General features: G+C 35.0%; 5 protein-coding genes. All 5 read right to left on the reverse strand.

Going from position 1 to position 4,121, the window contains the following annotated elements; all coding sequences use genetic code 11:
- Positions 1-1,068 precede the first annotated feature (1,068 nt).
- On the reverse strand, positions 1,069-1,476 hold the full coding sequence (locus CW745_RS16060) for a redoxin family protein (RefSeq protein WP_193755635.1): 408 nt from the start codon (positions 1,474-1,476) through the stop codon (positions 1,069-1,071).
- Between the two features lie 211 nt (positions 1,477-1,687).
- Complete coding sequence (locus CW745_RS16065) at positions 1,688-2,200, reverse strand: hypothetical protein (RefSeq protein ID WP_101109721.1); 513 nt, start codon at positions 2,198-2,200, stop codon at positions 1,688-1,690.
- Between the two features lie 546 nt (positions 2,201-2,746).
- The gene (locus tag CW745_RS16070; protein ID WP_101109722.1) at positions 2,747-2,968 is read right to left on the reverse strand and encodes a hypothetical protein; all 222 of its coding nucleotides are present in this window, start codon (positions 2,966-2,968) and stop codon (positions 2,747-2,749) included.
- A gap of 345 nt (positions 2,969-3,313) precedes the next feature.
- The gene (locus tag CW745_RS16080; RefSeq protein ID WP_101109724.1) at positions 3,314-3,805 is read right to left on the reverse strand and encodes a hypothetical protein; all 492 of its coding nucleotides are present in this window, start codon (positions 3,803-3,805) and stop codon (positions 3,314-3,316) included.
- A gap of 119 nt (positions 3,806-3,924) precedes the next feature.
- Positions 3,925-4,121: hypothetical protein (locus CW745_RS16740; RefSeq protein WP_238596854.1), on the reverse strand; the 197-nt coding region annotated here is incomplete at its 5' end.

Consider the following 4,121-nt stretch of genomic DNA (forward strand, 5'->3'; position numbering starts at 1 on the left):
AGTGAAGCGGACAAAAATTGTGGGTTATAATGTGTAGCGAAGCGGAACGTAACCCACTGTTTTTGTTCCGTTTAAACGCCTTGTTATGTGATCGTTCATCATTCCAAAACTACCAAAGTGCAATGATTTATTCGTAACGATATTATAAAGAGCTTCAATACTCGTATAGTGATAGCAAGATTTACTCATAGTTACCTTTTTGTTTAGAAGTGATGACTAGCGATATTTCAATTTGCACATAACGCCGCATTAAGTGGAAAATGATAGTTGGTTATAATCGCGAAGCGATGGCCAACTGTTATTTTTCCACTTGAATGCCTTGTTAGCACGGCTTTATGCAAACCTAACTGGTTTACGAAAACACTATTAAATGGAAAGTTACACAACGAATGTGAAACTACACACTTATTAAAAATCCAGTGCAAAACCATGGTTTGACACCGAAACTAAATACTTTGAAAATCACTTTAAACATTCAAGGTTAAACAGCCTCAAATGGAAAGCGATTTGCAAAATACGACCAAACTTACCAGATTCAAAAAACACACTTAGTAAGCCTGATAAACGCCCAATTAAGTGGACAAAAATTGTTGGCTAAAATTTGTGAGGAACGAACAATAGCCAACTGTTTTTGTTCCACTTGAATTGCTTGTTAGGAATGCGGCCACAACAGCGGGCGTAAACCTTGTTATTTTGCTAATCCTAGTACCCCGCTGACTGATGATTTAAATCAGAAATAGATTCAAAAATCAGAAAGAAGTTGCACAATAAAGGCTTAATTTTAAAGCAAAAACTAAAACAGAAAATCAGTTTAAACATAACTTGTGAGGCAAAACCAAAACTGGCTGAAAACTTTGTAGGCCTATTTGCACATTCAAAGCTAAACCACTTGGAAGCTTAACTTTCACCCCGAAGTTAAAAAACAAAACCACACTTTCATTTATCAGATTTAACTTGCAAACCTAACGCCTTGCTAAGCCGACTAAAATGGTTGGTTAAAATCGCGTAGCGATAACCAACTGTTTTAGTTCCGTTTAAGCAACTTGTTAGGTCAGTTTCAAACAATAATTAAATTTCTAACTTTTTCCTAAATGCCCTAACACTTGTATAACCACCAAAATAATCATTTAAGACTTCACCGTCACTATTTGTTACAGCGAAATAGGGAACTCCAACCAGTTTAGCCTCATCAAAGTAATTTCCATTTGCGTCTGTCAGAACAGGAAATGGGAATTTCTTAGCATATGCATCTACTCTTTGAGGATTGTCTTTGCCTACGATGACTTTTACTGATATTCCTTCTTTTTTTATTTCATCAACTAAGGAAATAATCGTTGGTGTTATTTGATTACATGTAGGACACCATGGTGCGACATAAACAATTAAACACTTTTCACTAAGGCAACTTCCTCCTACAAAATCGGAGCTTTCAACTAGCGCATTTTGGTCATGTACGTTTAAGGTTCCAACTGGCATTTTTTCTCCTCGGCTAAAGAGAAATATAAGTACCAATACGAAACTGATCACTATTAATTTTATCATTCTAAATCCATTTTAATTATAATTATTATGTATCGAGCATTATGACCTAACGCCGCCTTAAGCGGACAAAAGTAGTTGGCTATACTTGTTGAGGCACGAAACAAAGCCAACTGTTTTTGTTCCGTTTAAAGGCCTTGTTAACTGGCTACAACAACTGTTTTCTCCCAACTCGGAAAATAGATAATACTGTGAATATGAATGAGAATAATACAAAGGTTTTAATTACTAAACTTGGAGCACTTAAATATTCGAAAGCTACTTTATAATAATCTAAGACGCTGACATCACCCAAAGTTATTTGGGTGATAAATGGTCTGGAAAAGTCTACATACTGATTTATATAATTAACACAAATATTGCTGCCTTCTTGCATATTATGTTTTTTTACACTTTCATGGATATAAGGAGCCCCAACTCTGAATACCTCATTTCCATTCTTTGGCGTAATTACATATAACCGCCACGTATCTTCCCCTCTGTACGAATTTTCAAAACCATATTTTTGGATTTTGCCACACACAGTTAATGGGGTATTCAAGTCACTTTTACTTCTAGCACTCTTTTCAACAAGCATAGCTCCGAAGTAACATGTAAAGAGTATGAATATAGGCAAGAGTTTACTTCTGACTCCTGATTTTGGCCAAGCTACGTATATCATTTAAAACTCTATGAATTAATGGTCATAATGAAATGCCAGTTAACGCCTTGCTAAGCGGATAAAAATGGTTGGCTATAATCGCGAAGCGATGGCCAACTGTTTTTATTCCGTTTAAGCAACTTGTTAAATGGCAGACCTAGTGCACAACCAATATGGAAAATGCAATACAGGTAAACGTGCCACTTATTAATTTAAACTTCATTTTAAACGAAGCCAGTTGACGAACGAAGCTAAACCTCGTTTCTAATGCTATTTTGCGACGAGGATTTGATAACCAAACCAACAACCTGCATGCTGAAAATTAAATGTGCGAGTAACGAATTACAACGCAGGTATTAATTCAAAAAATAGGTTTAAACTCATTTAAACGAAACCAGAAAACTAACCTCGCAAAGGATTTTGCACAATTAAGACCTAGAAAATCCAAACTTTAAAAACCTCTACGCAAGCCATTTAACGCCACAATAAGCGGACTAAAATTGTGGCGTTATAATGTGGAGCGAAGCGAAACGTAACCCACTGTTTTAGTTCCGTTTAATTGCCTTGTTATGTTTTGGAATCAAATAACCGATCCATTATCATAGTTTTGTCTTTAGTAGACGGCTTATCAATATATAAATAGCTATCAGTTTCTTCATAAGTTAGCCCCACAAATAATGACTTATGGTCTATGCTAACTGCAATTCCACCGTGGTCATGTATTGTTAACAAACCTTTGAGTCCATCTTTAACAAATTTAGTCTGCTTTACTTTTCGGTATACTTTCATAAATATTCCTAAATATCATTTACTTCCGACTAAGATAAACTTAATTAGTAATACTAAAATAAGAGGGATAGAAAAAATAGCTGTAGCTAAAAAGTGCTCGAAGGTCCATTGATCACCTTCAGCCATAACTATGTAAGTAAAGAAAACTCCAACAGGAAGTAAGGTACCTAAAGAGACCAAAACTAGTAACAGCCTATTTAACATCGTAAACCTCTATTATTGACTAACAAACACAATTCAGAAAAACATAACGCCCTGTTAAGCTGTAAAAAATGGTTGGCTATAATCGCGAAGCGATTGCCAACTGTTTTTTATCAGTTTAAACAGCTTGTTATATTTTAATTATTAAAGTTGCTTTTCTGACCAACTATCAAAATATATTTCAGTGGGTCTAGAGCCATCTGCATTTTCAACACCTTCGTACAAATACCCTTGTTCTATTAAAATAATTTGAGCAATTTCAAATGTTATGTCCATTTCAGTATGACTAATTACTAAATCAATGTTTTTAACTTCCAATCCATCGTCTAAGAATTTTGAGTCACCTATTATATAGGTGCCGGTCATATAAAAATCATCTACTTCATCAATACAATTATTGCTTTCATATGATACATATTTAATTGTAACTTCTGAGTCTGTATAGGTAGTAGTATCTGGGTAGTATACAGCTGTTTCAATGGTAGTTTTATTTTTAGCTTCTAACGATCTATCTACTTTACACACATGCTTCCAGGTGCCAGATAAGAAAGCCTCCTCTTGGGTATCGTTACTTGCTCCGCATGCGCCAAGGAATCCGCATACAAACATTACTCCAATTACTCTCATTTTAATCATTTAAACTCCATGTAAAATATAACGCCGCGTTAAGCGGACAAAAATTGTGGGTTATAATGTGTAGCGAAGCGAAACGTAACCCACTGTTTTTTTGTTCCGTTTAAACGCCTTGTTATAAGCTAGACCGTGGAGGTAATCCACTCATTGCAGTCTTTAATATCATTTTTACCAAACAGCTTTACATTAATAGATGCAAACTCTGTAGAGATATTTTTAATAACACCACTTAGATTATCATTACTACAAATTGCTAATTTACCAGTATCCATAACTTTTGCTAACAATGAAATGGAGCCCCAGAGCATGGAAGAGCTAA

This window comes from Psychromonas sp. psych-6C06, assembly GCF_002835465.1.
GTDB lineage: Bacteria > Pseudomonadota > Gammaproteobacteria > Enterobacterales > Psychromonadaceae > Psychromonas.

What these genes read in the sequence shown, in the direction of transcription:
- CW745_RS16060 (WP_193755635.1), bottom strand. Translation starts at nt 1,476, where the DNA reads ATGCCAGTTGGAACCTTAAACGTACATGACCAAAATGCGCTAGTTGAA.
- CW745_RS16065 (WP_101109721.1), bottom strand. Translation starts at nt 2,200, where the DNA reads ATGATATACGTAGCTTGGCCAAAATCAGGAGTCAGAAGTAAACTCTTG.
- CW745_RS16070 (WP_101109722.1), bottom strand. Translation starts at nt 2,968, where the DNA reads ATGAAAGTATACCGAAAAGTAAAGCAGACTAAATTTGTTAAAGATGGA.
- CW745_RS16080 (WP_101109724.1), bottom strand. Translation starts at nt 3,805, where the DNA reads ATGATTAAAATGAGAGTAATTGGAGTAATGTTTGTATGCGGATTCCTT.